At 67.6% G+C, this 1,606-nt stretch carries 2 protein-coding genes; both read left to right on the top strand.

Annotated features, from left to right (window positions below; all coding sequences use genetic code 11):
• The coding region (locus AC1DU6_RS30455) for a transaldolase family protein (protein WP_477861813.1) at positions 1-254 on the top strand (254 nt) is incomplete at its 5' end.
• A 1-nt stretch (position 255) separates the two neighbouring features.
• A partial coding sequence (gene pgi / locus AC1DU6_RS30450) for a glucose-6-phosphate isomerase (RefSeq protein WP_477861811.1) occupies positions 256-1,606 on the top strand: 1,351 nt, incomplete at its 3' end.

Below are 1,606 nucleotides of genomic sequence, written 5' to 3'. Positions count from 1 at the left end.
TCCAGGCGCTGGCCGGCTGCGACCTGCTGACCATCAGCCCCGATCTGCTCGCCCAACTTCAGGCCACCGACGCCAAGCTGGAGCGCGCGCTCGACCCGGCCAAGGCGGCGGCCGTACCCGCCATCCACCTGGACGAAGCCGCCTTCCGCTTCGCGCTGAATGAGGATGCGATGGCCACCGAGAAGCTGGCCGAGGGCATCCGCCAGTTCGCCGTCGATGCCGGCAAGCTCGACAAGCTCATCGAGGCCGCCTGACATGACGGCGCGCTGCGACCTGTCTCCCGTTTGGGCTGAACTGCAAGCMCACTACGCCGCGAGCGGTCGCGGCTTCGATATCCGTGAAGCTTTCAAGGCGGATGCGGACCGCTTCGGCGCGCTGTCGTTTGAAGCGCCCGAGGTGTTCGCCGATCTGTCCAAGAACCGCATCGACATGCCCACGCTGGCCCTGCTGCTGAAGCTGGCGGCCGACTGTGGCCTCGAGGCGCGGCGCGATGCGCTGCTGCGCGGCGACCCGGTCAACCACACCGAAGGCCGCGCGGTGCTTCACACGGCGCTGCGCGCGCCGGCAGGCAGCAAGGCACCGTTCAATGCCGAGGTGCAAGCATCTCTGGATGCGATGCTGGCCTTTGCCGAGAGCGTGCGCCGCGGCGAGCGGGGCGAGATCACCGACGTCGTGCACATCGGCATCGGCGGCAGCGACCTCGGCCCGGCCATGGTCGTGCAGGCGCTGCAGGCCTTTGGTCGTCGCGATCTCAAGCTGCATTTCGTCTCCAACGTCGACGGCCATGACCTGGCGCCCGTGCTGGCCGGCGTTGACGCAAAGCACACGCTGTTCGTCATTGCCTCCAAGACCTTCACGACGCAGGAGACGCTGGCCAATGCGCAAGCTGCCAAGGCCTGGTTCCTGGCCGCCGGTGGAACGGATGTGGCGCGCCACTTCGTCGCGACCAGCAGCAACACTGCCGCCGCTGCCGCCTTCGGCATCGACACCGCCTTTGGTTTCTGGGACTGGGTCGGCGGCCGTTACTCGCTGTGGTCGGTCATCGGCCTGCCCATTGCCATCGCCGTCGGCGCCGACAACTTCCGTGAACTGCTGGCCGGCGCGCATGCGATGGACGAACACTTCGCGTCGGCGCCGCTCGACCGAAATCTGCCGGTGCTGCTGGGCCTGGTCGACGTCTGGTACCGCAATTTCCATGGCTTCACCAGCCGCAGCGTCGCACCGTATCACCAGGGCCTGCGCCGCCTGCCCGCCTATCTGCAGCAGCTGGAGATGGAGAGCAACGGCAAGGGCGTGGACTTGGACGGCAACGCGCTGTCAATCGGGACGTCGCCCGTCGTCTGGGGCGAGGCCGGCACCAACGGCCAGCACGCCTACTTCCAGATGCTGCATCAGGGCACGGACGTCATCCCGGTGGAGTTCATCGCGGTGAAGCGCCCGAATCACGGCGTAAGCGGAGAACTGGCCGAGAAGCTGGCCGACCAGCACCGCAAGCTGCTGGCCAACTGCCTGGCGCAGAGCCAGGCATTGATGCAAGGCAAGACGGCCGCCGAGGCCCTCACCGAGAAGGCGCCGACCGCGTCGGCAACGCTGGACCGTGGCGTCT

Source organism: Roseateles sp. P5_B10 (genome assembly GCF_056400485.1).
Note: the sequence above shows the minus strand (reverse complement) of the source record. Positions and strands in the feature narration are given on the sequence as shown.